The following is a 24232-nucleotide window of genomic DNA, read 5'->3' on the forward strand; positions in this document are numbered from 1 at the left end:
CTGATGCTCGCACGCCTGTTCGTGATCTTCGGTGGCCTGTTCGTGCTGGTGCTGCTTGCGGCGCTGGTAGTGCCGCATTTTATCGACTGGACCGGCTACCGCGCCGAGTTCGAGCGAGAGGCAAGCGCCATCCTCGGCCGCAAGGTAACCGTGCAGGGCGACGCCACGGCAAGGCTGCTGCCGTTTCCCTCGGTGACCTTTTCCAAAGTCGCCGTCGCCGGTGGCCCCGACGGCCAGCCGGCCATGACCGTCGAGACGTTTTCGATGGACGCGGAACTGGCACCCTTCCTGCGCGGCGAGGTGCTGATCTTCGACATGCGGCTGGTGCGGCCGAAGGCGACCATCGACATCGCCGCCGACGGAACCGTCGATTGGGCCATGCGCCCGTCCTCGCCCTTCGACCCCGGCCAGGTCTCGATCGAGAAACTGACTGTGACGGAAGGGCAGATTGAACTGCGCCATGCCGCCGGCGGCCGCAGCCACATCTTTTCGGAGATCAACTCGACCATTTCGGCCAAGTCGCTGGCCGGTCCGTGGCGCATGGATGGCACGTTGCGGCTGGACGGGTTGCGGACGACGGTCGCGGCGTCGACCGGCAAGGCCGAACCCTCCGGGCAGATGCGGTTACGGGTGAAGGCGGATCCCGACGCCTATCCGCTGGTCATCGAGACCGACGGCAATGCCGGCATCGTCAACGGTGCCGCCGTCTATTCCGGCCAGTTCAAGATTTCGGGCGCGGACAAGGATAGCGCGGGCAAGAATTCAGCCGAGTTGCGCGGCACGGACGGCGAGACGGTGAAGGTCAGCACCGGCAAGTCCGATCCAGGCTTCCGGCTGAACGGCAAGTTCTCGCTCGACCACCAGAAGCTTGGCGTGGACGAATTCCGTTTCGAGACCGGTCCGCTCGACAATCCCTACACCGCCGATGGCAAGGCCTCGGTCAATCTCGGCCAGAAACCGAGTTTCGCCATCGAGGCCAATGGCGCGCAGGTTCAGTTCGACGAGGCGGTGGGTGCCCAGGCGGGCACGGGCCTGACACTGGATCAGCGCATCGCCGGCCTGGAGCAGGCGCTGCTCGATCTGCCGAAGCCGACCATTCCCGGCACGGTCGAGGTCAAGTTGCCGGCGGTGGTGGCCGGCGACACGACAGTGCGCGATGTTCATCTTTCGGCCGAGCCGGTCGGTGACGGTTGGTCGGTGAAATCGCTGGCCGCGACCTTGCCCGGCCGCACCAAGCTGGAAGCCGATGGCAATGTCATGCTCAACGTACAGGGCCATTTCGGCTTTACCGGCTCGTTGCTGCTGGCCGTGGCGCAGCCTTCGGGTTTTGCCGCCTGGCTGTCGAAGGATGTCGACGAGGCGATCCGCCGTCTGCCTGCCGCAGGTTTCAAGGCCAAGGTCGATCTCTCGGAAAATCATCAATCCTTCAGCGATCTCGAACTGATCCTCGGCAAGGCGAAGTTTTCCGGCCGTATCGATTCCAGCCAGCCCGAAGACGCAAAGCCATCTGTGCTGATGCGGCTCGAGGGCGGCGATCTCGATGTCGATGGGCTGGCGGCCTTCGCCTCGATCTTCGTCAGCGACAAGGGAGCCAATCGTTTTGCCGACAGCGACCTCGATTTCCAGATCAAGGCCGGCCCGGTCAGCGCCGGCGGCTTGACCGCCGACACGGTCGATACCGCGCTCAGGCTGCGCGACGGGCTGCTCGAAATCGACCGGCTGTCTGTCGGTGGACTGGCCGGTTCCTCGATCAGCGCCACCGGCCGCATCAAGGATTTTCCGGCGAGCCCGACCGGCAAGCTCGACGCCTCGGTGGTCGCGGTCGACCTCAAACCGCTGATTGATGTCGCAGCACGGCACTATCCGGACAATGCCGTGCTGAAGGGTCTCGCAGACCGCGCCGCAGCTTATCCCGACTTGTTCCAGGACGCGCGCGTCGACCTCGTGGCCAGTGCCGCCGACAATGGCGACGGCACCACGGGCTTGGCGGTGAGCGGGCAAGGCAAGGCCGGCGGCTCGTCCTTTTCGGCGTCGCTGTCGGGAAAGGGCGCGGTGGACAGGCTTGCCGACGCGCCAGTGACACTGACTTTCAACGCCAGGAACCCGGATGCAACCGCCTTGCTCGCGCTCTACGGCCTGCCGGCGCTGCCGCTCGGCATGTTGGGTGAAGCAAGCACCGACATCCAGGCCAAGGGCACGCTTTCCGGCGGTCTGGCGACGAGCTTCAGCCTTGCCGGCAATGACTTCAAAGCCGGCTTCGAGGGGATGGTCGCCGACACGCCGCAAGGCCCGACGGCCAAGGGCAAGATCAACCTCGACGCCTCCGACATCGAGCCATGGCTGATGACGACGGGCATCGGCCTGCCCGGCATGGGCGCCGGCATGTCGACGTCGCTGGCCGCGCAGGCCGATTACGGCAACGGCCTGCTGGTGCTCTCCGGGCTCAGCGGCGCCATCAACGAGGCGGCTGTGTCCGGCGACATCAACCTCGATGTCAAGCAGGGGGTCGACGGCAAGGACGGCGTGCCGCATCTGGCTGGGGCGCTGGCGCTCGACGAACTCGACCTCGATCCGATGGCGGTGGCGCTGTTTGGCGATTCCGCTTTTCTCGTAGACAAGAACGGGTCCGGCAAGACTGACAATGCCGACAAGAATAACAGGGCCGACAAGAATGACAGGGCCGACAAGAATGACAAATCCGGCGTATGGCCGTCGGCGCCGTTCAGCCAGAAGTCCAGCCTGCCGTTCACGGCCGATCTCGACCTGACCACGGCTTCGCTGACCGTCGGCCCGCTCGCCACCGCCTATGACGCGGCCCTCTCGCTCAAGCTCGCCCCGGAAGGCATTCGGGTCACCGATCTCAAGGCCAAATTCCTCGGCGGGGCGCTCTCCGGCCTGTTCGAGCTGAAGAACAATGAAGGTACCGGGCTTTTCACCGGGCAGATGAAACTGGCGGGTGCCGATCTGGCTGATGTCTTGCCGGATGCGGGCATCGGCGGCAGCGGCGATTTCTCGACGACGCTGTCGACCAGCGGCAAATCCGTCGACGCGATGATTGCCGCTCTATCGGGATCCGGCACGGCGGCGCTGAAGGGCTTGCGGATCGCCGGCGTCAATCCTGACGCGTTCGGCGCTTTCCTGGCCAAGGCGGATGCGATCGGACGCGATATCGACGCCGCCAAGACGGCTGGTTTCGCGCCAAGCATCGCCGCTGACGGCAGCTTCGCCGCCGGGAATGCCGAGGTCGCCTTCACGATTGCCGGCGGCACGCTCAGGGCGCCGCCGATCAGCCTTGAAAACCCGGCGGCGACCTTGTCGGCCGACATCACGGCGGATCTCAACGCCAGCACGGTTTCCGCCAAGGGCGCGGTCACCTATCGGCCTGGCGACGAAGCGCTGGTCGGCTCCGAGCCGGCCGTGAATTTCACCGCCGAGGGGCCGTTCGGCGCCGTGAACCGGCAGTTCGACAGCGAGCCGCTGGCGCAATTCCTGACCCAGCGTGCGCTGGAAAAAGAACAGCAGCGCGTCGAGGCGATGCAGGCCGCGCTGCTGGAGAAACAGCGGCTGCGACGCGAAGTGCGCTATTACGCGGCGCTTCAGGATGCCCGCGACAAGGCCGCCGAGGAGCTGCGCCAACAAGAGGAAGCGGCGCGCCTGAAGGCAGAGGCCGACGCCAAGGCGAAAGCGGAGGCCGACGCTCAGGCCCAGGCCGAAGCGGATGCCAAGGCGAAGGCTGACGCGGAAGCAAAAGCCAAGGCGGATGCCGAGGCCAAGGCGGCGGCGGAACAGCAGGCAGCGGACGAGGCGGCCAAGGCACAGGCCGAGCAGGAGCGCCAGAAGGCGGAGGAGGCGATGCGCATTGCCTCCCAGGAAAAGGCCAGGCTCGAAGCCGAGCGCAAGGCGGCGCAACAGGCACCCAAGGCCGAGCAGGTGCCCGCCAACGACAATCCGCCTCCAGCCAAGCTGAAAGCCAATCCGTTCACGGTCGACAATCTGTTGAAGTCACTGCAGTAGGCGGGCTAGGCTTTCCGGTTGCTCACCCGCCAGGCAATCGTCTCAAGGACGAACGTTTCGGCGCCGTCGGCGACGTATCTGGTGTGGCGGAAATCGCGGATGGCGGCAAGCTTGCCGCCCTGCCAACCCAGCAGGATGAAGTATGCCGGTGCTGCCGCTGGGTCGTTGGGATCGCGCACGAGGATTGCCGGGCGGTCCTCGACGAAACCAGGCTGGAAATGCCAGTCCCGCACCCGGGAGTAATTGCCGAAATAGGTGGCCACCTCCTTGCGGCCGTTGAGCCTTGCCCTGGCCACCAGTTCCAGCCGCACTTCGTCGGCCAGCATGTCTCGCACGGCATCGAAATCGCGGGCGTTGAAGCGATCGACATAGGCGTCGAGCAACAGGCGCTCCGATGCACTCAGCCTGGGAACAGGACGATCGTCCTGTTCGTCGGCGAGCTCACGCAGCCGGCCACGGCCACGATGCAGCGCTGCCTTGATCGCGGGGATGCTGGTGTCGAGCATGGTGCTGATTTCCCGCAGCGAATAGCCCAGCACATCCATCATGATGACGCTGCTTCGCTGCGCGACGGGAAGGCGCATGAAACTGTGCAATCCGGCTGCCGCGGCCTGCCGGTCGGCGATGGAATTTGCCGGGTCGGCGATCATGTCCGGCTCCTCCTCGGAGAAAGTCTTCTCACGGGCGCGGCGGCGCAAAAAGTCGAGCGCCGCATTGTGGGCGATGCGAAACAGCCAGCCTTCGGGATTGGCGATCGGGGCGGTGCCGGCCAGCGCCTCGAACGCCTTGGCCAGCGCCTCCTGCACGACGTCCTCGCCATCGACGACCGAGCCTGTCATCCGGGCGCAGTAGCGATGCAGTTTGGGGCGCAATTCGCCGAACAAGCGGTCGAAAGGCTCTGGGATCTCGCCTGGATTGTTCATGCACCGGCCGTTCTTGACATGGTTCTATTCAGGCTACTCGTCCAGCATCCGATAATGGCCCACCACTGTCATCACGTCACGATGCGGAGGGTCGACGCAGCGATCCCTGATGCCACTCTGAAAAGCCTGGAAGGCGGCAAGTCCTGTGATGAGGTCGGCATGCCCGTCGGTTTCGGTCTCGACGAGATGGACGAAAGTGCCATTGCCGGAGCGCCAGGTCATGTAGCGAACGCCTTCCGGCGATTTGCCGCGCAGTTCTTCGAACACTGCCTTGACCAGGCGCTCGTTCTCGTCGGCCCGGTCCGGCTTCGTCTTGTAGCGTATCAAATGGCGTTTCATCGCATCGGCTCCCTTGGCTGTCGCCTGTCCAAGACGCCGCGGCCAGGCCAAAGGATTCGGATTCCGGAAAAAAATAGTTCGGTATCGGCCCGCACGGATGCTGGACGTCAGTCCTGGCTCCGGTCGAGCAGGCGCCGCAGCATGGGTTCGATGCGCGAGAGCTCGTCGAGATGCGCGGCCGACAGTTCGGCCAGGCAATCGTCGGCGCGTTCGGTCAGCCGCAGCAGCACGCGGCGGTGGTCGTCCTTGTCCTGGTCGCGTGCGACCAGTCCTGCCTCGCCAAGACGGTTGACCAGTTCGACGGCGCTGTGGTGACGGATGCGCAGGCGTTCCGCCAGGTCGCCGACCGTCACGGGCACGCCGCCGGGATATCCCTTGATCGCCAGCAGCGCCTGGTGCTGGCGCGGGGTCAGGCCGGCGTCCTCGGCCTGCACCTGGCTGAATTCGAGGAAGCGGCGGATCAGGTAGCGGAACTCGGACAGCCGCTGGTAGTCGGATTGCCTGATGGCGGGGCGTGGTGTCTTGGGCTGCGTCATATCGGAGATGTCTTCGTTTTCCAGTGAAAGCTCAAACGAAATTTCAAGCGAAAGTCGCTTGAATAGATATATCGTGTTACGATACATACCCGGCCGACAACCGGCTGGCCACTTCGACCGTGCCGCAGAAATCCAGACACGGCCGCCGCCAGGAAGCAAAGCCACCATGAAGACCCATAACTCCAATCCCGATCACCTTCGGGATTTCACCACGGATGCCCGAGTGCTGCTCGTCGCCGCGATAGCGGTGGTGGTGGCGACCGCCGGGCTGTTTGCCGGCATCGCGCTTCTGAAGCTGATCCGGCTCGCCACCAACATCGCCTATTTCGGCCAGTTCTCGCTTGCCGAGCTGAAGCTGCAGGATACGCCGCTCGGGCTTGCCGCCGTCATCGTTCCGGTCGTCGGCGCGCTGATCATCGGCCTGATGGCGCGCTACGGCAGCGAGAAGATCCGCGGCCACGGCATTCCCGAGGCCATCGAGGCTATCCTGCTTGGGCGCTCCAAGCTCGACGCCAAGGTGGCGATCCTGAAACCGCTGTCGTCGGCGATCTCGATCGGCTCCGGCGGGCCGTTCGGCGCCGAGGGTCCGATCATCATGACCGGCGGCGCCATCGGCTCGCTGATCGCGCAGATGCTGCCGGTCTCGGACAACGAGCGCAAGACATTGCTGGTGGCGGGAGCGGCGGCCGGCATGACCACCGTGTTCGGCACGCCGATCGCGGCCATCATGTTGGCGGTCGAATTGCTGCTGTTCGAATGGACGCCACGCAGCTTCATCCCCGTCGCGGTTGCGGCCATCGTGGCCGAGGTGGAGCGCACCATGCTGCACATGCCGGGGCCGATCTTTCCGTTCGCGGGCAACATGGCGGTTTCCTTCGTCGGCCTTGGCGGCTGGGTGCTGGTCGGCATCTGCGCCGGCCTGTTGTCCGGGCTGCTGACGCAGATGGTCTATGCCTGCGAGGACGGCTTCCAGAAGCTGCCGATCCACTGGATGTGGTGGCCGATGCTCGGCGGCCTGGTGGTCGGCATAGGCGGCTCGATCGACCCACGAGCGCTCGGCGTCGGCTATGACAACATTGCCGACATGCTGGACGGCCGCACGATCGCCACCGCGGCGCTGCTGCTGCTGGTGGTCAAGGCCATCATTTGGTCGGTTGCGCTCGGCTCGGGAACTTCGGGCGGCGTGCTGGCGCCGCTGTTGATCATGGGTGGCGCGATGGGGGCGGTGCTTGCCGGCATCCTGCCGGCGGCGGACCCGGGCTTCTGGGCACTGCTGGCGATGGCCGCCACCATGGGCGGCACGATGCGCGCGCCGCTGACAGCCACTTTCTTCGCCGTCGAGCTGACCGGCAACACGCATGTGCTGGTGCCGCTGATCGCGGCTTGTGCCGCGGCGCACGCGGTCACCGTGCTGCTGATGAAGCGTTCGATCCTGACCGAGAAGATCGCCAGGCGGGGGCACCATCTGGTTCGCGAATATCGCGTCGACCCCTTCGCGCTGACCAGGGTGCGCGAGGTGATGACGGCGCAGGTCGAGAGCGTGCCGGCAACGATGACGCTGCATGGTGCGGCCGCCTTCCTGACCGCGCCGGAAACCCGGCATCCGAGTTTTCCCGTGGTCGATGAAAACAGGCAGGTGCTCGGCCTCATCGATCCGCCGGCGATCCTGCGCTGGCGCCGTGCCGGCAAGCACCGGACGACGACACTCGGCGAGCTGCTGGCTGGAAGCAAGGTGACGCTGGCCCATCCCGACGAATATCTGGAAGGCTTGTCGGACAAGCTGCTGACCGCCAATGTCTCGCATCTGCCGGTCGTGGCGCGTGAGGATGGAAGGTTGGTCGGCTATGTCGGCTGGAAGGATCTGATGCGCGTGCGCTCGCGCAAGCAGGCCGAGGAGCGTGAGCGCTCCACCTTGCTGGGCTTCGGACGCGGGAAAAAGGCTGACCCGGTCGGAGGTGCGTAAGTTCAGGCGCTCGTCGCGCGCTTCGCCCACTCCAGGACATGCAGCCTGAGCGCCGAGGACAGGTTGGTGTCACGGGGCCGGGTCTCGTCGATTTCGGCGACAAGGGCGGCGAGCGTCAGCTTCCTGGTCGCCGCGATGGCGACGAGATCGTCATAGAAGGGCTTTTCGAGGGAATAGCTGGTGCGATGGCCGCGAATGGTCACCGAGCGTTTTTCGACGGCGCTCATCGATCGTCAGGCAGGGTGGGCTTTTCGCGGTGATGGCCCGCGACAAACCTTTCGCTCTTGTCGGCGATCAGGCGGTCGCGTTCCCTTTCGGCCTTGGTGCGACCGTGCAAGGCGCGATTGTGGCTGGCCGTTTGTGCCTTGTCGTCCCGCGCCTTCCGCTTGCGAGCCTGGCGGAGATTGACGATGTCGGCCACGGACAGCGAGCCTATTTCTTGCGGAAGGCGTCGAGCGAGACTACTTCGGCGCCCTTGGCGCCGGCATCCGCGGCGGTTGCCTTCTTCTCCGCTTCGGCGGCGGCCTTCTTCTCGGCCTTCGGCTTCTTCTCGGAGACGATGGTCAGCGGCTCGGGCACCGGTGCTGCCGGTTCCTCGTCGGGCTGCGCATCGGTCTTGACGTCGAATTCGAGCTCGAAATTGACCGAGGGGTCGTAGAAGCCGCGCACGGCCGAGAACGGGATTTCGAGTTTCTCCGGCACGTCGGAGAAGGAGAGACCGACCTCGAAACCGGTGTCGGTCACCTTCAGATCCCAATACTGGAACTGGATGACGATGGTCATCTGCTCGGGATAGCGCTCGCGCAGCCGCGATGAGACGCGCACGCCCGGCGCGCCGGTCAGGAAGGTGATGAAGAAATGATGGTTGCCGGGGAGGCCGGTGCGCGCGACCTCTGCCAGGACCTTGCGCATGACTCCGCGCAACGCCTCCTGGGCCAGAATGTCGTAGCGGATGTGGTCGTCGGCCATGAGGTGGTCGGGTTCCGTTGAATCGTCCGCATAGCTGTAATCAAGCTTGGGCGCGGCGTAAACCTGATATAGACCGCCGCCGCGCCGAAGCGAGGACTATTGCAAACGATTTGATCGGCAAGGCGGTTTGGCGGCAACGCCAAATGTTATGCGTTAGCCAGCGCAGCGTGTCTTTTGAGGCTGGTCGGGGAAGGGCGCTTGCCGAAAGCGCGCAGGAAGGTGCGCACGCCGTTTTTCGCCGATTGCACCACCTCGTCCTCGCCCGGCGTGCCGCCGAGCATGAAGGTGGTCTGCAATTCGGCATTGACGAGGCCGAGGAACTGGCGCGCCGCGACGTCGGGATCGTCGATCGCGAGATAGCCGCCATAGGCGAGGCGGGCGAAGCGGGCGGCGATCGCCGGCCATGTCCTGCCGGGTCCCTGTTCGCGCCATTCGGCAAAGAGCTCGGGATAGCGCTCGCCCTCGGTCTGGATCAGCTTGCGCAGGAATTTTCCGTCGCGGTTGCAGATACAGTTCTGGTTCAGGCGCACGGCAAAACCGATCAGGTCGGCCTCGAGATCCCCAGGCTGATCGGGAAAGGTGGCGATGGTGGCGAAAATGCCGGCGTTGCAGCGCTCGGTCAGGTCGCGCACCACCGCGATGAACAGTTTCTCCTTGTCGCCATGGTGGTTGTAGACCGTCTGGCGCGACACGCCGGCCTCAACCGCGATCAGGTCGATATTGGCGCCGGAGAAGCCTTCGCGGCAGAACACGCCGGCAGCGGCGTCGACGATCGACAGGCGCTTGGCCTCGTGGCCGCGTGGCGGGAAAGTGTCAGGAGAAACGCCCGGTCTCATGAAAATCTATATAGAGGTGATTGACGATTTAGACAAGACTGTCTAAATTTGTGGACACGATATAACGGGATTTCGCTCCGGAGACGAATAAATTTGCTCCAGGAGTAGGAAACCCACCGGATGGAACGTCCTAGGGTCAGACGTCGCCTGGCGGCGGCAACCAGATTCGAAAGAAGCCAATATCATGAGCCCCAAATTCCTCCGCATCGCGGTCGTGCTCGGCCTGTTGTCCGCCATCGGCCCGTTCGCCATCGACATGTATCTGCCCGCTTTGCCGTCGATCGGCACCGATCTGCATGCCGGCACCGCCGCCGTGCAGATGAGCCTTTTGATCTTCTTCCTGTCGATGGGCTTCGGCCAGATCGTCGTCGGGCCGATCTCCGACATGGTCGGCCGCAAGCTGCCGCTCTATGGTGGCTTGGCGCTGTTCATGGCCGGCGGCATTGGCTCGGCAATGGCGCCGACCATCGAGTGGCTGATCGCCTTCCGCTTCCTGCAGGGGCTTGGCGCCAGCGCCGGAATGGCCATTCCGCGCGCCATCGTGCGCGACCTGCACACCGGCAATGAGGCCGCCAAGCTGATGTCGCTGCTGATGCTGGTGTTTTCGGTGTCGCCGATCCTGGCGCCGCTGACCGGCAGCCAGATCATCGAGAATTTCGGCTGGCGCGCCGTGTTCTGGACCGTGACCGGCGCGGCGGTGCTTGCCACCATCCTGCTCGCGACCTCGCTCAAGGAGACACGGCCGGCGGAAGAACGCGGCGGGTCCTCCTTCGGTACCGCCCTTGCCGGCTACCGCTTCCTGATGGGCGACCGTAATTTCCTCGGCCTGGTGGCGATCGCCGGCTTCGGCATTGCGAGCTTCTTCGTTTATCTGTCGAGCTCGTCCTTCATCCTGATCGACCATTACGGGCTGTCGCCTTCGGTCTACAGCGTCTTCTTCTCGATCAACGCGGTTGCCTTCATCGGCATGTCGCAGTTGACGGGCCTGCTTTCCGAACGGTTCGGACTGAAGCGCGTGGTGTGGGTGGCGGTGACCGGCTACGCGACGACGATGGTTGTGCTGTTCGCGATCATGGTGACGGGCGTCGATCGGCTTGACGTGATGGCGGCCCTGCTGTTCGTCGGCTACGGCTTCCTCGGCTTGGTCATCCCGACCACATCGGTGCTGGCCATGGAAGAGCATGGCGAGATCGCCGGCACGGCGTCGGCGCTGATGGGCACGCTGCACTTCGCCATCGGCGCGCTCGCCATGGGCGTCGCCGGTGTGTTCTTCGACGGCACGCCGCTGCCGATGGTCGCCGGCATCACGCTCTGCGCGGTGATCTCGTTCGCACTGGCGAAAGTCACGCTTGGCCGTTCGCGCGAAGCGGTCGAAGCGCCGGCGGAGTAAGCACCTTTTCCAATAAACCAGGGGAGGCCGGGTCGATCCCGGCCTTTTTTGTGTTGAAGCCGGCGTTTGCCCCCCGGTTGAAGACCGCGCTCTGGCGGCTGACGCTCAGCTGAGTTCCTGGGCGAGGCCGATGAGAAGCCCTTCAGGCCCACGGATGTAGCAGAGCCGATACACGTCCTTGTACTCGACCACTTCGCCTACGAGTTGCGCGCCGCGCGTGCGGAGCCTTTCAAGCGTGTCGTCGATGTCGTCCACGGTGAACATGACGCGGAGATAGCCCAGGGCGTTGACGGGGGCGGTCCGGTGATCCGCGACGACAGGCGGCGCGAGGAAGCGTGACAGCTCCAGCCGGCTGTGGCCGTCCGGCGTGCGCATCATGGCAATCTCGACATGCTGGTGGCCCAGTCCGGTGACGCGTCCGGCCCATTCTCCTTCGACCATGGCTCGCCCTTCGAGCTCGAGGCCGAGTTCGCGAAAGAAATCGACCGTCCCTCCGAGGTCTTCGACGACGATTCCTACATTGTCCATCCGCTTGAGCGCCATGTTTCCTATCTCCAGGGGGTGTCGTTTCAGTTTACAGGGTATCGTCTGGTCCAACAACGCACAGGAAAGGCCGGACCCGTCCGACCCTCTTCATGTCCGCGATGTCAGCGGCAATCCAGCAGCGTCGAGGAGGAAGCGTACACGCTCTTCGACTGGCGCAGGCGGCAAGGTCACCAGTTCGTAGCCGAGTTCGGCATAGACGCCGGCCACGGACTGGCAAGTGCGCTCGGCCTCGTCGAGGGTTTGCTTGCGTTCTTCGTCCTGGGTGAAGATCTCCGGCCATGGCGGGGCGACGAAGACGCGACGCGCATAGCGGAATTCCGTGGCGGCACTGGTGAGGTGATCCGGCACCGGCAGGCCGCAGAGCCTGAGATAGCCGATCGTGTCCGGCACGCCGCGATCAAAGAAGACCGGACCGGCCAGCTCGCGGACCGCACGGTACGAGCGCATTTCCCACGACAGCATCAGTTCGGCGAACAATGCACGATCGCTCCAGGGCAGGGCGGTTCCACCAATGGCGGATTGGTCGCGGATGATGCCGCGCCCGGCCTCGGCGGATGTCGCAAAGCCCGCCTGCCGCAAGGCTTCGATCAGGGTGGTCTTGCCGGAGCCGGGGCCGCCGGTCAGCACGAAGAATCGATCGGAATTGTTTTGCATTTTGTCCATGGAGAAAGGGCACGCAACGCAGCGGCTTCGCAGCCGTGGACGTGCGAAGTCTTGACGGCAGGAACCGTTGTGCGTCACGCAAAATGAAAGGGGGAGAAGTGGAGGTTTCTGTTGCCAGGTACCTCCGAACCCCGCCTAGAAGTGCGAACCCCTAGGGCTTGATTTGAAGCTATCGCACTGCATTAAGCAGCGAGACGTGCTTCCGCATAGTTGTCGTTGGCAACTATAAGTTTAGCCCGATGACGGTGGTACAATGCCGGGCAAAAGTACGATCTTTACACCTTCGTCGATCCTATTTCGCCCCCAGCAAAAACCGCTCTGTCCTCAACAGCGGCTTTTGGTGGAGGCGCCGGGTACCGCCCCCGGGTCCGAACGGCTTATTTCATCGCCCATTTATCGCCATAGTCGGTCAAGCCGACAAAACGAATATAGGGGGGCTTGCGCGGAAATGAAAGGCCGCAATGGTGCTTTGTCCCTGTGTCAAATCGCGACGCGAAGGGTTGACTTGGGCGCGGTCTCAACCGAAGCTTTGCGGGCGGTGAGGAGTTACCGACCTAGCGCACAAGTTGCGAAGCGCGCCACAGCCCTCATCGATCGGATCCGTGGCGCCGACGAGGGGAATTCTGATGGCCGACTATCTTGCGGATGTGAAGAAATATGACGCCGCGGCAAGCGCCGATGCGGTCGAAAAAATCGTCAAGCACCTGGGCATTGCGCTGAGGAACCGCGATTCCTCGCTGGTGTCCTGCACGGATCCGAAGGAATTGGCGCGGGTCAAGGAGAGCTGGGTGGCCAAGAAGCTCGGCGTCAGCGACGGGGCGAAAGCCGACGCCGCGATCGAGAAGACCTGCAAGGCGATGCACGCCGACAACACCAAGAACCGCGTGACCTTCTACTATCTGGTGGCCAAGGACCTGGGCAAGCTCGGCTCTCTCTGAGACCTTTGGTTACTTCATCCTGGCGGCCGGTTGGCGATTTCCGCGCTTCCGGTTCGCCGGTGAGGATTCTTGGCAGGCTTCGTTCCCTGCTGAATGGGGACGATCTCAGACAAGCGTGGCGTCGGCGCCTATATGCGCTATGATCGACGAATTCCCGAATCGAGCCCGGAACCGATGCGCCAGTATCTCGACCTCCTGCAGCATGTGCTGGACAACGGCGCCGATCGCGGCGACCGCACCGGCACCGGCACGCGCTCCGTCTTCGGCTACCAGATGCGCTTCGATCTGGCTCGCGGCTTTCCGGTCACCACCACCAAGAAGCTGCATCTGAAGTCGATCATCCATGAACTCCTCTGGTTCCTGGCCGGCGACACCAACATCAAGTACCTGACCGACCACGGCGTTTCAATCTGGGATGAATGGGCCGACGAGAATGGCGATCTCGGCCCGGTCTACGGCAGGCAGTGGCGATCCTGGCCAGACGGCCATGGCGGCTCGATCGACCAGATCGCCAATCTTCTCAAGGAGATCCGCCGCAATCCTCAATCGCGGCGGCTGATCGTCTCGGCCTGGAATCCCGCCGAGGTGGAAGCCATGGCGCTGCCGCCTTGCCACTGCCTTTTCCAGTTCTACGTGTCCGAGGGCCGGCTTTCCTGCCAGCTCTACCAGCGCTCCGCCGACATCTTCCTCGGCGTGCCGTTCAACATCGCGTCTTACGCGCTGCTGACGCTGATGGTGGCGCAGGTGACAGGGCTGAAGCCGGGCGATTTCGTGCACACGCTTGGCGACGCGCATCTCTACTCGAACCATTTCGAGCAGGCGCGCGAACAGTTGTGGCGCACGCCAAAGACCCTGCCGACGATGTGGATCAATCCTGAGGTGAAGGACCTTTTCGCCTTCCGCTTCGAGGATTTCCGGCTGGAAAACTACGTCGCCGACGCGTCGATCAAGGCGCCCATCGCGGTCTGAGCCGCGGCTTTTCAGTCGATGCCGACCATCACGTCCGAGGCCTTGACCACGTCGTAGGCCTGCTTGCCCTTTTCGAGCTTGAGGTCGGCGACAGCTTCATTGGTGATCGAGGCGGTGACGATGATGCCGCCGCCGATGTCGATGCGGACATGCGAGGTGGTGGCTCCCTTGACGATTTCGGTGATCGTTCCCTCGAGCACGTTGCGGGCGCTGATCTTCATTGCAGTTCCTTTCGCGGCGGCGGTCTTATCAGAACAATCATGCAGCGCCGGATCGAGTTTCAGCCGGCCGGGCCTTCCCTTGTTATATCCATGCGGATATATCGGTCTACAGGCTTCGAGCCAACCGGAGTTTGAACCCAGGGAGAGTTTTCGATGACACGCAAAGGTTTCGGGTTGAGGATGATCGCCATTGGCGGCTTTGCGGCGACATTGATGGCGGCAATGCCAGCAGCGCACGCGGAAGACAAGGTCGTGGTGTTCGCGGCGGCCAGTCTCAAGGATGCGCTCGATGCGGTGAACAAGGCCTGCGAAGCCGATGTCGGCGAGGCCGCGACCGTTTCCTATGCCGCGAGTTCGGCGTTGGCCAAGCAGATCGAGGGTGGGGCGCCGGCCGACGTCTTCATCTCCGCCGATCTAGACTGGATGAAATATCTCTCCGACAAGAAGCTGACCAAGCCCGACACGGAAGTGAAGCTGCTGGGCAACGAGATCGTGCTGGTGGCGCCGAAGGATTCGACGGTCGAAACCAAGATCGAGAAAGGCTTTGACCTCGCCAAGCTCGTCGGCGACGGCAAGCTTGCCATGGGCGATTTCAAGGCCGTGCCGGCCGGCAAATACGGCAAGGCGGCGCTTGAATCGCTCGGCGTCTGGTCCTCGGTCGAGGGCAAGGTGGCGCAGGCCGAGAATGTCCGTGCGGCGCTGAAGCTGGTTTCGACTGGTGAGGCCGCGCTCGGCATCGTCTATGCCACCGACGCGCACGCCGAAAAGGGCGTCAAGGTGGTCGGCACCTTCCCCGTGGATTCACATCCGCCGATCATCTATCCGGTTGCCCAGACCGCCGATTCGAAGGACAAGGATACGCCGGCCTTCCTGAAGTGCCTGCAGTCCGCCAAGGCCGGCGCGCTCTTTAGGGAACAGGGTTTTACCGTGCTCACGCCCAGCAACTGAGTCGGCGAGCAACTGAGTTCGAAAAGGCCCGATACCGCACTATGAGCTGGCTGCTGGACCTCACTCCCGACGAATGGAATGCGGTCCGGCTGTCCATCAAGGTGGCGACGGTGGCGATGCTCGCCAGCCTGCCGCCGGGCATAGCGATCGCGCTGCTGCTTGCACGGGGGCAATTCTGGGGCAAGACGCTGCTCAACGGGGTGGTGCACCTGCCGCTGATCCTGCCGCCCGTGGTGACCGGTTATCTCTTGCTTTTGACGTTCGGCAAACGCGGCCCGGCCGGGGCCTTCCTCGCCGAACATTTCGGCATCGTCTTCTCGTTTCGCTGGACGGGTGCCGCCCTTGCCTGCGGTGTCATGGGCTTTCCCCTGATGGTGCGGGCGATCCGGCTGTCGATCGAGGCGGTGGATCGCAAGATGGAGGCGGCGGCGGGAACGCTCGGCGCCAACCCGCTGTGGGTGTTCGGCACCATCACGCTGCCGCTGATCCTGCCCGGGCTGATCGCCGGCGCCATCCTGTCCTTCGCCAAGGCGATGGGCGAGTTCGGCGCGACGATCACTTTCGTCTCCAACATTCCTGGTGAGACGCAGACGCTGCCGTCGGCGATCTACACCTTTACCCAGGTGCCGGGCGGCGACGAAGGGGCGCTGCGGCTGACGCTGATTTCGATCGTCATCTCGATGGCGGCATTGGTCGCATCGGAAGTGCTGGCGCGGTGGGTCGGGCGGCGGATGGACATCGAATGAGCGTCCTTGTCGACATTGGCCACCGGCTTGGGGATTTCGCCATCGATGCCCGCTTCGAGAGCGCCGGACGGCTGACGGCGCTGTTCGGGCCGTCCGGTTCCGGCAAGACGACGCTGATCAACATGATTGCCGGGCTGATCCGGCCGGACAAGGGGCGCATCGAGGTCGATGGCCGCGTGCTGGTCGACGCGGGTGCCGGCATTTTCGTGCCAAGGCACAAACGCCGCATCGGCATGGTGTTCCAGGATGCGCGCCTGTTTCCGCATATGAGCGTGATGAGCAATCTGTGCTACGGTCGCTGGTTCACGCCGGCGGCGGAACGCTATGCGGACATGGACGCCGTTGTAGAATTGCTGGGCATCGGCCCGCTGCTTGGGCGACGACCGGCAAAACTCTCGGGCGGCGAGAAGCAGCGCGTGGCGATCGGCAGGGCGTTGCTGGCCAGCCCCAGACTGCTGCTCATGGACGAGCCGCTGGCCTCGCTCGACGAAGCGCGCAAGGCCGAGATCCTGCCCTATATCGAGCGGCTGCGCGACGAAACGAAGATCCCGATCGTCTATGTCAGCCATTCGGTCGCCGAGGTGGCGCGGCTGGCGAGCGACGTCGTGATGCTGGCGCGGGGCAAGGTTACGGCTAGCGGCCCGACCGACGCTGTCATGCAAAGGCTCGACCTGTTGCCGGTGGAAGAGCGCGGCGAGGGCGGCGCCGTGCTGGACACGAAGGTGCTGCGTCACGAGGAGGCTTTTGGGATGACCGTGCTCGGCTCGGCCGCCGGCGAGATCCGCGTGCCGCGTCTTGGGATGAAGGCCGGGGCTCCCGTGCGCATCCGCATTCGCGCTCGCGACGTGATGATCGCCGCGGAGAAACCGACGGGCCTCAGTGCCCTCAACATCCTGCCCGGCACGATCGTCGCGATCAGTCCCGGCGAGGGGCCGACGGTCGAAATCGGCATCGACTGCAATGGGGCAACGGTGCTCGCCCGCATCACGGAACAGTCGCGGCAGGCGCTGAAGCTGCGGCTCGGCGGCAAGGTTTTCGCGGTGGTCAAGACCGTGAGCTTCGATCGGGGAAATACCGGCGCCGGTCTGCCGCTCGACGTCGATGGCTGACAGCGGCGGTGATCGGCGCTATATTGTTTTGGAATAACGGTCGCCGAAGCTGAAGCGGTCGCGGAGGAGCAACAATGCCGTCGCTGAGCTTGCGGATAAATCTCGATCCGGACGGACGGATCGGTCCTGGCAAGATTGAGCTTCTGGAGCACATCGCCACCTTCGGTTCGATCTCGGCCGCCGCGCGCGGCATGGAGATGTCCTACAAGCACGCATGGGACCTGGTCGAGGACATGAACCGGGTGTTCGGCAAGCCGCTGGTGGCGGCGCAGACCGGCGGCCGCAAGGGCGGCGGCGCGCAACTGACGACCGTCGGCCTGGCCGTGGTCAGCCGTTTTCGCGCCATCGAGCGCGCGGCGAGTGCGGCCGCGGCGACGCATATGGACGCGTTGCAGTCGGAGATTGAGGCGGGATAGGGGAGTAGTGAGTAGTGAGTAGTGAGTAGTAGTGAGTACAGCCTAGTCCTCACTGACTACTGACTACTGACTACTGACTACTGACTACTCACTACTCACTACTCCACTACTCCGGCTTTCGCAGCAAATACGTATCCATGATCCAGCCTTTCTTCCGGCGGGCTTCGTCGCGGCGCCTTTCGATCTCGGCGCCGACATCGCCAAGGCGGCCGGAGATGATGATCTCGTCGGGCGTGCCGAGATAGGCGCCCCATTGGATGAAAAGGTCCCGGTCTGCCAGCGTGTTGAAGGCGCATTTGCCGTCGAGCATGACGACGGCGCTGCCGGCATTGTCCGGCATGCCTTCCTCGGTCAGGCGGCGGCCGGTGGTGATCAGCACGGGATCGCCGATGCGGTTCAGCGCCGTTTTGTGGCTGGCTGCCAGCGCCTGGACGGCCGTTATGCCGGGGATGACTTCCAGGTCGAACGCAACATTGCCCCTCAGGCGCACGCGCTCGAGAATGCGCAGAGCACTGTCGTAGAGCGAGGGGTCACCCCAGATCAGGAAGGCGCCGCAGCCACCCCCGGAGATCTCGTCGCGGATCAGTGCCTCGTAGATGGCGGCGATGGCTTCATGCCAGTCGTCGACGGTCGAGCGATAGGAAGAGGTTGGTTCGGCGCGCACCGGCACGTCGAACTCGACCCTGCGTGAGGTCGGGTTGGTGACGAAGCGGTCGCAGATGCCGCGCCGCAGGTTGGCAAGGTCGGTCTTGTCGGTGCCCTTGTCGGGAATAAACAGGACGTCCGCCCTGTTCAGGCCTGCTATGGCCTGGACGGTCATGTGGTCGGGATTGCCGGCGCCGATGCCGATGACGAGAAGCTTGCGCATGGCGCGAACTCCTGCCCCATCGGAACCTGTTAGTCCAGACCGCCTGCGTGTCCAGACCGCTTGCGTGTCCAGACCGCCTGCGCGTCCAGACCGGCCACGCACGTCCAGCAAGCGGAAGGGCTTTGAAACGCCGCATTGAAACGGCTAGGGTCATCCAGGCATTCCAGCCGAGGGGGCTTCGATGTTGCGATCTGTTCTGGCTTTAGCGTTGGCGCTTTCAGCGGCGCCTGCAATGGCCAATGATTCGGTTGCCGAGCTTGGCACCGGCGGCCTGATCCTGTCGCGCAGCGATGCCGTGGCGATGCAAAGCGAGGATCTTTTCATCTCGCCCGAAAAGGTGACGGTGGACTACGTCTTCCACAACAACACCGACAAGGATGTCGACGCGATCGTCGCCTTCCCGATGCCCGACATTTCGGGCGATCCCGAAGAGATGCCGGCGATCCCGGAAAACCAGAGCGATAATTTCCTCGGCTTCGAGGTGACGATCGACGGCGTCGCGGCCAAGCCCCAACTCGAGCAGAAGGTGCTCGCGCTCGGCATCGACATCGGCGCCGACCTCAAGGCGCAAAACGTGCCCTTCAACCCGTTCGGCGACGCGGCCAAGGCGGCGCTGGCGAAGCTGTCGCAAGGGGTTGCTGACGACTGGGTCGACCGCGGCATCATCATCGGGGATTCCACAGCCGACAGTGGCCAAAAACCGGTCTATTCGCCGTTCTGGCAATTGCGCTCGACCTATTGGTGGCGCGCGGCCTTTCCGGCCAACAAGGACGTTCACGTCTCGCACCGCTACAAGCCCAGCGTGGGCGGCACATCCTCGGTCAGTTTCTTCAATGAAGGCCAGTTCCAGAACTCATACGCGGCCTACAAGAGCCGCTACTGCATGGACGACACATTCGAGAATGCGGTGCGCAAGGCGGCGAAGGACAATCCGGACGGCTATCCCAAATTCTACGAAAGCCGCATCGCCTATATCCTGACCACCGGCGGCAACTGGGCGGCGGGCACCATCGGCAAGTTCAAGCTGACCATTGACAAGGGCAACCCGAAAGCCCTGGTCTCGTTCTGCGGCGACAACGTCAAAAAGGTCGGGCCGACGCGTTTCGAGATGAAGGCGAACGATTTCTATCCCGAGCACGACATCGACATCCTCCTGCTTGTCCCGTCGGACAGCAATGGCGGGGATGCAAACTGATGCATGTCGCGATCTATGTCGCCATTGCCGAGAACGGCGTGATCGGGCGGGACGGCGGGTTGCCCTGGCGGCTCTCCACCGACCTCAAGCGGTTCAAGGCCGACACGATGGGCAAGCCCATCATCATGGGCCGCAAGACCTATGAAGGCATCGGCCGGCCGCTGCCGGGCAGGCTGAACATCGTCGTCACCCGCGACAAGGCCTGGCGTGCCGAGGGCGTCGAGGTGGCGCATACGCTCGAAGCCGCGATCCAGCTGGCAACCGTGCGCGGACGCCGCATGACGGGCGTCGACGAGGTCTGCATCATCGGCGGCGGCGAAATCTATGCCCAGGCGCTGCCGCTGGCCGAGCGCCTGCACGTGACCCATGTGCTGGCGGCCGTCGATGGCGACGCGCATTTCCCGCCGATCGACCCTGATGTATGGCAAGTGGTCAGTTCGCGGGAGATTGCGTCAGGAGAAAAGGACAGCCATGCGACGCGCTATACGGTTTATGAGCGCCGCCGCGAGATAGTTCGAAGATAAAGGACGACAAAGGGTCGCTACCGGCCCAAAACGGATGAAGTCGGCGGCGCATCGCGTTGAAAGCGCGCCGTGGCGTCCCTATAGAAGAACGACACTGGATTTGCGCCGTAACCGCGGCGCTTGAGGGAATTCCAAGCGAAAGGACATTCATGCCCTGGAACGACAAAGGTGGCGGAGGCGGCGGCCCGTGGGGTGGCGGCGGTAACAATCAGGGACCATGGGGGCAGGGACCGAAGGGGCCAAGCGGCCCGCAGGGGTCGCCTCCCGATCTCGAAGACATCATTCGCCGTGGCCAGGATCGGCTGCGGCGCGCGCTGCCCGGCGGCGGTGGCGCCAGTCCGGCGGTGTTCGGCCTGATTGCCGCGGTGCTGGTCGTTCTTTGGGCCTTCCAGGCGGTCTATACCGTGCAGCCCGACGAGGTTGCGGTCGAACTGCGCTTCGGCAAGCCGAAGGCCGAGCTTTCCCAGCCAGGCCTGCATTTCCACTGGTGGCCCCTCGAGACCGTCGAGACGGCCAAGATTTCAGAGCAGCTCGTCGACATTGGCGGCGGCAACACCAGCGGCAACGGGCTGATGCTCTCGGGCGACCAGAACATCGTCAATGTGCAGTTCTCGGTGGCCTACCAGGTCTCCGATCCCCGCGCTTACCTGTTCGACGTCTCCGACCCGGACGGCATGCTGCGGCAGGTTGCCGAGAGCGCCATGCGCGAAGCCGTCGGCCGCCGGCCGGCGCAGGACATTTTCCGCGACGATCGCCAGGGCATTGCGGCCTCGGTGCGCGAGATCATCCAGACCACGCTGGACGGCTACAAGGCCGGTCTCAACGTCAACGCCGTCTCCATCGAGGATGCGGCACCGCCACGCGAGGTGGCTGATGCGTTCGACGAGGTGCAGCGCGCCGAGCAGGACGAGGACAAGTTCGTCGAGCAGGCCAATCAGTATTCCAACCAGAAGCTCGGCCAGGCACGCGGCGAGGCAGCCCAGGTCCGCGAAGACGCGGCCGCCTACAAAAACCGTGTGGTGCAGGAAGCCGAAGGTGAGGCGCAGCGCTTCATCTCGGTCTATGACGAATATGCCAAAGCCCCCGATGTCACGCGCAAGCGTCTTTATCTGGAAACCATGGAGAGGGTTCTGAAGGACTCGAGCAAGGTCATCGTCGAGCAGGGCAACGGACAAGGTGTCGTGCCTTATCTGCCGCTGCCCGCATTGCAGCCGAAACCGCCAGCACCGGCCGCGCCCGCCGCGAACACGGGAGGTACCAAGTGATGGCCAACCGTGTTCCCATCTTCGTCGCCGTGGCGGCGGTCGTCCTGTTCCTGATCTATTCCTCGGTCTTCGTGGTCAATGCGCGCCAGCAGGCGCTGGTGCTCCGCTTCGGTGAGATCGTCGACGTCAAGAGCGAGCCCGGTATCTACTTCAAGGCGCCGTTCTCGTTCTTCGACGCCGATACGGTGCAACTGATCGAAAACAGGGTGCTGCGCTTCGACCTCGACAACATCCGCGTCCAGGTTTCGGGCGGCAAGTTCTATGAGGTCGATGCCTTCATCGCCTATCGCATCTCGGATCCGCGCGTCTTCCGGGCCGCCGTGTCCGGCCAGATTGAACTGGCCGAAGCGCGGCTCAGGACGCGTCTCGACGCTGCCCTGCGCCGCGTCTACGGTCTGCGCGATTTCGAGGCCGCGCTTTCCGAAGAGCGTGCCGTGATGATGCGCGAGGTGCGCGATCAGCTCAGGCCCGACGCCACGTCGCTCGGCCTGCAGATCGAGGATGTTCGCATCCGCCGCACCGACCTGACGGCCGAAGTTTCACAGCAGACCTACGACCGTATGAAGGCGGAACGCTTGGCGGAGGCTGCGCGGCTGCGGGCACGCGGCAACGAAGCCGCACAGCGCATAACGGCGCGCGCCGATCGTGAAGTGGTCGAGATCGTTGCCGAAGCGCAGAAGGAGTCCGAGATCCTGCGCGGTGAGGGCGAGGCGCAGCGCAGCGCCACCTTCGCCGATGCCTACAAGCGCGATCCCGCCTTCTTCGACTTCTACCGGTCGATGAATGCCTATGGCACGGCGCTGGACAATACCGGGACGACCATGGTGCTGTCGCCGAGTTCGGAGTTTTTCCGCTACTTCCGCGATCCCGACGGCAAGGAAGGACCGGCGAAACCGACGGCGCCGGCTGCGCCGGCAGCGCCGGCAGCGGCACCTGCCGCGCCGACGACACAACCCAGCACCGGCCAGTAACGGCCGGTGCAGGATTTCTTCGCGGCGATAGGCCTGGTCCTCGTCATAGAGGGCCTGGTCTACGGCGGCTTTCCCCGCCTGGCGAAGAAGCTCGCGGGCGAAGTGCTGTCGATGCCGGAGAATGCGTTGCGGATTGGCGGGCTGGCGGCGATCGCCATTGGTGTCGGCGTCGTCTGGCTGGTGCGGGGCGTGTAGAGGCGGCGGTTTGCGGAATAACGCTCGATTTACACTCCGCCGATAGTCATAGCCGCAAACGTGCCGTATTTCTTGCCATCATGGCGCGACACGGCGTTTTCGTCGAAGCGCTTTTCTCTTTTAGAAATGCCGGGAGGCTTCTCGATGACATCCAACACCCTTTTGGACGCCGCTCGACGGACGTTGGTCGCCGGCGCGGCAGCGCTGGTCCTGGGCGCCGTCGCCGTTCCGTCCTTCGTGACCCCGACATTCGCCGCCGACGGACCGGCCTCGGTCGCCGACCTGGCGCAAGGCGTGCTTGGCGCGGTGGTCAACATCTCGACCTCGCAGACGGTGAAGGGCACGGAAGGGCCGGGCGCGGTGCCGATGCCGCAACTGCCCGAAGGCTCGCCGTTCCAGGATTTCTTCGACGATTTCTTCAAGAACCGCGGTGGCGAAAAGGATGGCGGCTCGCAGAAGGTGCAGTCGCTCGGTTCGGGTTTCGTCATCGACGCTGAACAAGGCATCGTCGTCACCAACAACCACGTGATCGCCGATGCCGACGACATCGAGGTCAATTTCTCCGATGGCGTGACCTTGAAAGCGACGCTGGTTGGCACCGACACCAAGACCGACGTCGCGGTGCTGAAGGTCGATCCGAAAGGTCACAAGCTGACAGCGGTGAAATTCGGCGATTCCACCAAGATGCGCGTCGGCGACTGGGTGATGGCGGTCGGCAATCCGTTCGGCCTCGGCGGCACGGTCACGGTCGGCATCGTCTCGGCGCGCAACCGCGATATCAATTCAGGCCCCTATGACGACTTCATCCAGACCGACGCCGCGATCAACCGCGGCAATTCGGGCGGACCGCTGTTCAACAGCGCCGGTGAGGTCATCGGCATGAACACGGCGATCATTTCGCCGTCCGGCGGTTCGATCGGCATCGGCTTCTCCATTCCCTCGCAGCTCGCCTCTGGCGTCGTCGAGCAGTTGCGCCAATATGGCGAGACGCGGCGCGGCTGGCTCGGCGTGCGCATCCAGCCGGTGACGGACGACATCGCGGAAAGCCTCGGCATGGCGACCGCCAAGGGCGCGCTGGTGGCCGGCGTCATCAAGGGCGGACCAGTCGACAACGGCACCATCCAGGCCGGCGACGTCATCATCAAGTTCGACGGCAAGGACATCCATGAAATGCGCGACCTGCCGCGCGTCGTCGCCGAAAGCCCGGTGGGCAAGGCCGTCGACGTGTTGATCGTGCGCAAGGGTGTCGAGCAGACGGTGAAGGTGACGCTCGGCCGCCTCGAGGATGGCGAGAAGCTGGCGAGCGGCGAGAATGGCAATACCGACCAGAACAAGGGCGCTGACAAGGCTCCGGCCGTCTCGACCGCCTCGGTGCTTGGCATGACGGTCGGCGAACTCAACGACGAGACGCGCAAGAAGTTCAGCATCGCCGGCGATGTCTCCGGCGTCGTCATCACCGACGTGGCCAAGGACTCCGCCGCCGCGGAACGCGGTATCCAGCCGGGCGAGGTGATCACCGAGATCGCGCAGGAGTCGGTCGCCACGCCCAAGGACGTCATGGACCGGATCGGCGCGCTGAAAGAGCAGGGCCGCAAGAACGCGCTCTTGATGCTGGCATCGAAGACCGGTGAGCTGCGCTTCGTTACGATCCGGATGGATTGAAATTTCAATCCGGCGATTTGGAAAGG

26 protein-coding genes and 1 other RNA gene are annotated in these 24232 nt (G+C 64.0%); 15 read left to right on the top strand and 12 right to left on the bottom strand.

Annotated features, from left to right (window positions below):
- Window positions 1-3 precede the first annotated feature (3 nt).
- Window positions 4-4014: an AsmA family protein gene (locus tag LB555_RS24330; protein WP_224683975.1), complete on the top strand. Its 4011-nt coding sequence runs from the start codon at window positions 4-6 to the stop codon at window positions 4012-4014.
- Between the two features lie 5 nt (window positions 4015-4019).
- Here LB555_RS24330 and LB555_RS24335 read toward each other — a convergent pair whose 3' ends face one another.
- The 3 genes from LB555_RS24335 to LB555_RS24345 all read right to left on the bottom strand — a co-directional run bounded on the left by LB555_RS24335 (window position 4020) and on the right by LB555_RS24345 (window position 5812).
- Window positions 4020-4937, bottom strand: coding sequence for a sigma-70 family RNA polymerase sigma factor (locus LB555_RS24335; RefSeq protein WP_224683977.1), 918 nt, complete (start codon window positions 4935-4937; stop codon window positions 4020-4022).
- A 33-nt stretch (window positions 4938-4970) separates the two neighbouring features.
- Window positions 4971-5276 carry a hypothetical protein gene (locus LB555_RS24340; protein WP_140660943.1) on the bottom strand — a complete coding sequence of 102 codons (306 nt, stop codon included), beginning with the start codon at window positions 5274-5276 and terminating at the stop codon, window positions 4971-4973.
- A gap of 107 nt (window positions 5277-5383) precedes the next feature.
- Window positions 5384-5812 (bottom strand): MarR family winged helix-turn-helix transcriptional regulator, encoded by a 429-nt coding sequence (locus LB555_RS24345; RefSeq protein ID WP_224683978.1) that lies wholly within the window; start codon window positions 5810-5812, stop codon window positions 5384-5386.
- A 166-nt stretch (window positions 5813-5978) separates the two neighbouring features.
- Between LB555_RS24345 and LB555_RS24350 the strand changes: the two genes are divergently transcribed.
- Window positions 5979-7775, top strand: a complete 1797-nt coding sequence (locus LB555_RS24350) for a chloride channel protein (RefSeq protein WP_224683979.1) — start codon at window positions 5979-5981, stop codon at window positions 7773-7775.
- A 2-nt stretch (window positions 7776-7777) separates the two neighbouring features.
- Here LB555_RS24350 and LB555_RS24355 read toward each other — a convergent pair whose 3' ends face one another.
- From LB555_RS24355 to LB555_RS24370, 4 genes are all read right to left on the bottom strand, one after another.
- Window positions 7778-8002: a ribbon-helix-helix domain-containing protein gene (locus tag LB555_RS24355; protein ID WP_015317259.1), complete on the bottom strand. Its 225-nt coding sequence runs from the start codon at window positions 8000-8002 to the stop codon at window positions 7778-7780.
- Window positions 7999-8196 carry a DUF4169 family protein gene (locus LB555_RS24360; protein WP_224683980.1) on the bottom strand — a complete coding sequence of 66 codons (198 nt, stop codon included), beginning with the start codon at window positions 8194-8196 and terminating at the stop codon, window positions 7999-8001. Before LB555_RS24360 ends, LB555_RS24355 begins: the two co-directional genes overlap by 4 nt.
- Window positions 8197-8207: 11 nt before the next feature.
- Complete coding sequence (locus LB555_RS24365) at window positions 8208-8744, bottom strand: SspB family protein (RefSeq protein ID WP_140615701.1); 537 nt, start codon at window positions 8742-8744, stop codon at window positions 8208-8210.
- A gap of 146 nt (window positions 8745-8890) precedes the next feature.
- Window positions 8891-9580, bottom strand: coding sequence for a TetR/AcrR family transcriptional regulator (locus LB555_RS24370; protein ID WP_140789259.1), 690 nt, complete (start codon window positions 9578-9580; stop codon window positions 8891-8893).
- Between the two features lie 184 nt (window positions 9581-9764).
- Between LB555_RS24370 and LB555_RS24375 the strand changes: the two genes are divergently transcribed.
- Window positions 9765-10970, top strand: coding sequence for a multidrug effflux MFS transporter (locus LB555_RS24375; RefSeq protein ID WP_224683981.1), 1206 nt, complete (start codon window positions 9765-9767; stop codon window positions 10968-10970).
- 105 nt (window positions 10971-11075) lie between these two features.
- On the opposite strand, the gene LB555_RS24380 is transcribed toward LB555_RS24375, so the two are convergent.
- From LB555_RS24380 to ssrA, 3 genes are all read right to left on the bottom strand, one after another.
- Entirely contained in the window at window positions 11076-11513 is a 438-nt protein-coding gene (locus LB555_RS24380) for a VOC family protein (protein ID WP_224683982.1), read from the bottom strand.
- Window positions 11514-11603: 90 nt separating this feature from the next.
- Window positions 11604-12170: an AAA family ATPase gene (locus LB555_RS24385; protein WP_140789264.1), complete on the bottom strand. Its 567-nt coding sequence runs from the start codon at window positions 12168-12170 to the stop codon at window positions 11604-11606.
- A 106-nt stretch (window positions 12171-12276) separates the two neighbouring features.
- Window positions 12277-12637, bottom strand: a transfer-messenger RNA (tmRNA) gene (gene ssrA, locus LB555_RS24390).
- A 168-nt stretch (window positions 12638-12805) separates the two neighbouring features.
- On the opposite strand from ssrA, the gene LB555_RS24395 reads away from it, so the two are divergent.
- Both LB555_RS24395 and LB555_RS24400 read left to right on the top strand, forming a co-directional pair.
- The gene (locus tag LB555_RS24395) at window positions 12806-13117 is read left to right on the top strand and encodes a DUF2853 family protein (protein ID WP_015317265.1); all 312 of its coding nucleotides are present in this window, start codon (window positions 12806-12808) and stop codon (window positions 13115-13117) included.
- 174 nt (window positions 13118-13291) lie between these two features.
- On the top strand, window positions 13292-14086 hold the full coding sequence (locus LB555_RS24400; protein ID WP_224683996.1) for a thymidylate synthase: 795 nt from the start codon (window positions 13292-13294) through the stop codon (window positions 14084-14086).
- Window positions 14087-14097: 11 nt separating this feature from the next.
- Here LB555_RS24400 and LB555_RS24405 read toward each other — a convergent pair whose 3' ends face one another.
- Window positions 14098-14307, bottom strand: a complete 210-nt coding sequence (locus tag LB555_RS24405; protein WP_140615707.1) for a molybdopterin-binding protein — start codon at window positions 14305-14307, stop codon at window positions 14098-14100.
- Window positions 14308-14460: 153 nt separating this feature from the next.
- On the opposite strand from LB555_RS24405, the gene modA reads away from it, so the two are divergent.
- The 4 genes from modA (at window position 14461) to LB555_RS24425 (ending at window position 17526) form a co-directional block, all read left to right on the top strand.
- Window positions 14461-15255: a molybdate ABC transporter substrate-binding protein gene (gene modA, locus LB555_RS24410; RefSeq protein WP_224683983.1), complete on the top strand. Its 795-nt coding sequence runs from the start codon at window positions 14461-14463 to the stop codon at window positions 15253-15255.
- Window positions 15256-15296: 41 nt separating this feature from the next.
- Window positions 15297-16001, top strand: a complete 705-nt coding sequence (gene modB, locus LB555_RS24415) for a molybdate ABC transporter permease subunit (protein WP_224683984.1) — start codon at window positions 15297-15299, stop codon at window positions 15999-16001.
- Complete coding sequence (gene modC / locus LB555_RS24420; protein WP_140615711.1) at window positions 15998-17110, top strand: molybdenum ABC transporter ATP-binding protein; 1113 nt, start codon at window positions 15998-16000, stop codon at window positions 17108-17110. The genes modB and modC overlap by 4 nt, the downstream gene beginning before the upstream one ends.
- 74 nt (window positions 17111-17184) lie before the next feature.
- The gene (locus tag LB555_RS24425; protein WP_015317271.1) at window positions 17185-17526 is read left to right on the top strand and encodes a winged helix-turn-helix domain-containing protein; all 342 of its coding nucleotides are present in this window, start codon (window positions 17185-17187) and stop codon (window positions 17524-17526) included.
- Window positions 17527-17632: 106 nt separating this feature from the next.
- Here LB555_RS24425 and cobF read toward each other — a convergent pair whose 3' ends face one another.
- Complete coding sequence (cobF, locus tag LB555_RS24430) at window positions 17633-18394, bottom strand: precorrin-6A synthase (deacetylating) (RefSeq protein WP_224683985.1); 762 nt, start codon at window positions 18392-18394, stop codon at window positions 17633-17635.
- A 181-nt stretch (window positions 18395-18575) separates the two neighbouring features.
- Here cobF and LB555_RS24435 point away from each other — a divergent pair, with 181 nt between their 5' ends.
- The 6 genes from LB555_RS24435 (at window position 18576) to LB555_RS24460 (ending at window position 24206) form a co-directional block, all read left to right on the top strand.
- Window positions 18576-19589 (top strand): DUF4424 domain-containing protein, encoded by a 1014-nt coding sequence (locus LB555_RS24435; RefSeq protein ID WP_224683986.1) that lies wholly within the window; start codon window positions 18576-18578, stop codon window positions 19587-19589.
- The gene (locus LB555_RS24440; protein WP_224683987.1) at window positions 19589-20113 is read left to right on the top strand and encodes a dihydrofolate reductase; all 525 of its coding nucleotides are present in this window, start codon (window positions 19589-19591) and stop codon (window positions 20111-20113) included. The genes LB555_RS24435 and LB555_RS24440 overlap by 1 nt, the downstream gene beginning before the upstream one ends.
- A gap of 149 nt (window positions 20114-20262) precedes the next feature.
- Window positions 20263-21378 (top strand): FtsH protease activity modulator HflK, encoded by a 1116-nt coding sequence (hflK, locus tag LB555_RS24445; protein WP_140660953.1) that lies wholly within the window; start codon window positions 20263-20265, stop codon window positions 21376-21378.
- Window positions 21378-22349 (top strand): protease modulator HflC, encoded by a 972-nt coding sequence (gene hflC / locus LB555_RS24450; RefSeq protein WP_224683988.1) that lies wholly within the window; start codon window positions 21378-21380, stop codon window positions 22347-22349. Before hflK ends, hflC begins: the two co-directional genes overlap by 1 nt.
- Before the next feature lie 6 nt (window positions 22350-22355).
- The gene (locus LB555_RS24455; protein WP_015317277.1) at window positions 22356-22544 is read left to right on the top strand and encodes a DUF2065 domain-containing protein; all 189 of its coding nucleotides are present in this window, start codon (window positions 22356-22358) and stop codon (window positions 22542-22544) included.
- 144 nt (window positions 22545-22688) lie between these two features.
- On the top strand, window positions 22689-24206 hold the full coding sequence (locus LB555_RS24460; protein ID WP_224683989.1) for a DegQ family serine endoprotease: 1518 nt from the start codon (window positions 22689-22691) through the stop codon (window positions 24204-24206).
- Window positions 24207-24232: the final 26 nt, after the last annotated feature.

The sequence above is a fragment of the Mesorhizobium sp. BR-1-1-10 genome (assembly GCF_020165595.1).
Taxonomy (GTDB): Bacteria; Pseudomonadota; Alphaproteobacteria; order Rhizobiales; family Rhizobiaceae; genus Mesorhizobium; species Mesorhizobium australicum.

What these genes read in the sequence shown, in the direction of transcription:
- LB555_RS24335 (WP_224683977.1), bottom strand. Translation starts at nt 4,937, where the DNA reads ATGAACAATCCAGGCGAGATCCCAGAGCCTTTCGACCGCTTGTTCGGC.
- modA (WP_224683983.1), top strand. Translation starts at nt 14,461, where the DNA reads ATGACACGCAAAGGTTTCGGGTTGAGGATGATCGCCATTGGCGGCTTT.
- LB555_RS24435 (WP_224683986.1), top strand. Translation starts at nt 18,576, where the DNA reads ATGTTGCGATCTGTTCTGGCTTTAGCGTTGGCGCTTTCAGCGGCGCCT.
- LB555_RS24385 (WP_140789264.1), bottom strand. Translation starts at nt 12,170, where the DNA reads ATGCAAAACAATTCCGATCGATTCTTCGTGCTGACCGGCGGCCCCGGC.
- LB555_RS24400 (WP_224683996.1), top strand. Translation starts at nt 13,292, where the DNA reads ATGCGCCAGTATCTCGACCTCCTGCAGCATGTGCTGGACAACGGCGCC.
- LB555_RS24395 (WP_015317265.1), top strand. Translation starts at nt 12,806, where the DNA reads ATGGCCGACTATCTTGCGGATGTGAAGAAATATGACGCCGCGGCAAGC.
- LB555_RS24340 (WP_140660943.1), bottom strand. Translation starts at nt 5,276, where the DNA reads ATGAAACGCCATTTGATACGCTACAAGACGAAGCCGGACCGGGCCGAC.
- LB555_RS24405 (WP_140615707.1), bottom strand. Translation starts at nt 14,307, where the DNA reads ATGAAGATCAGCGCCCGCAACGTGCTCGAGGGAACGATCACCGAAATC.
- LB555_RS24330 (WP_224683975.1), top strand. Translation starts at nt 4, where the DNA reads ATGCTCGCACGCCTGTTCGTGATCTTCGGTGGCCTGTTCGTGCTGGTG.
- modB (WP_224683984.1), top strand. Translation starts at nt 15,297, where the DNA reads ATGAGCTGGCTGCTGGACCTCACTCCCGACGAATGGAATGCGGTCCGG.
- modC (WP_140615711.1), top strand. Translation starts at nt 15,998, where the DNA reads ATGAGCGTCCTTGTCGACATTGGCCACCGGCTTGGGGATTTCGCCATC.
- LB555_RS24460 (WP_224683989.1), top strand. Translation starts at nt 22,689, where the DNA reads ATGACATCCAACACCCTTTTGGACGCCGCTCGACGGACGTTGGTCGCC.
- LB555_RS24380 (WP_224683982.1), bottom strand. Translation starts at nt 11,513, where the DNA reads ATGGCGCTCAAGCGGATGGACAATGTAGGAATCGTCGTCGAAGACCTC.
- cobF (WP_224683985.1), bottom strand. Translation starts at nt 18,394, where the DNA reads ATGCGCAAGCTTCTCGTCATCGGCATCGGCGCCGGCAATCCCGACCAC.
- hflC (WP_224683988.1), top strand. Translation starts at nt 21,378, where the DNA reads ATGGCCAACCGTGTTCCCATCTTCGTCGCCGTGGCGGCGGTCGTCCTG.
- LB555_RS24425 (WP_015317271.1), top strand. Translation starts at nt 17,185, where the DNA reads ATGCCGTCGCTGAGCTTGCGGATAAATCTCGATCCGGACGGACGGATC.
- LB555_RS24375 (WP_224683981.1), top strand. Translation starts at nt 9,765, where the DNA reads ATGAGCCCCAAATTCCTCCGCATCGCGGTCGTGCTCGGCCTGTTGTCC.
- LB555_RS24365 (WP_140615701.1), bottom strand. Translation starts at nt 8,744, where the DNA reads ATGGCCGACGACCACATCCGCTACGACATTCTGGCCCAGGAGGCGTTG.
- LB555_RS24370 (WP_140789259.1), bottom strand. Translation starts at nt 9,580, where the DNA reads ATGAGACCGGGCGTTTCTCCTGACACTTTCCCGCCACGCGGCCACGAG.
- hflK (WP_140660953.1), top strand. Translation starts at nt 20,263, where the DNA reads ATGCCCTGGAACGACAAAGGTGGCGGAGGCGGCGGCCCGTGGGGTGGC.
- LB555_RS24350 (WP_224683979.1), top strand. Translation starts at nt 5,979, where the DNA reads ATGAAGACCCATAACTCCAATCCCGATCACCTTCGGGATTTCACCACG.
- LB555_RS24345 (WP_224683978.1), bottom strand. Translation starts at nt 5,812, where the DNA reads ATGACGCAGCCCAAGACACCACGCCCCGCCATCAGGCAATCCGACTAC.
- LB555_RS24355 (WP_015317259.1), bottom strand. Translation starts at nt 8,002, where the DNA reads ATGAGCGCCGTCGAAAAACGCTCGGTGACCATTCGCGGCCATCGCACC.
- LB555_RS24440 (WP_224683987.1), top strand. Translation starts at nt 19,589, where the DNA reads ATGCATGTCGCGATCTATGTCGCCATTGCCGAGAACGGCGTGATCGGG.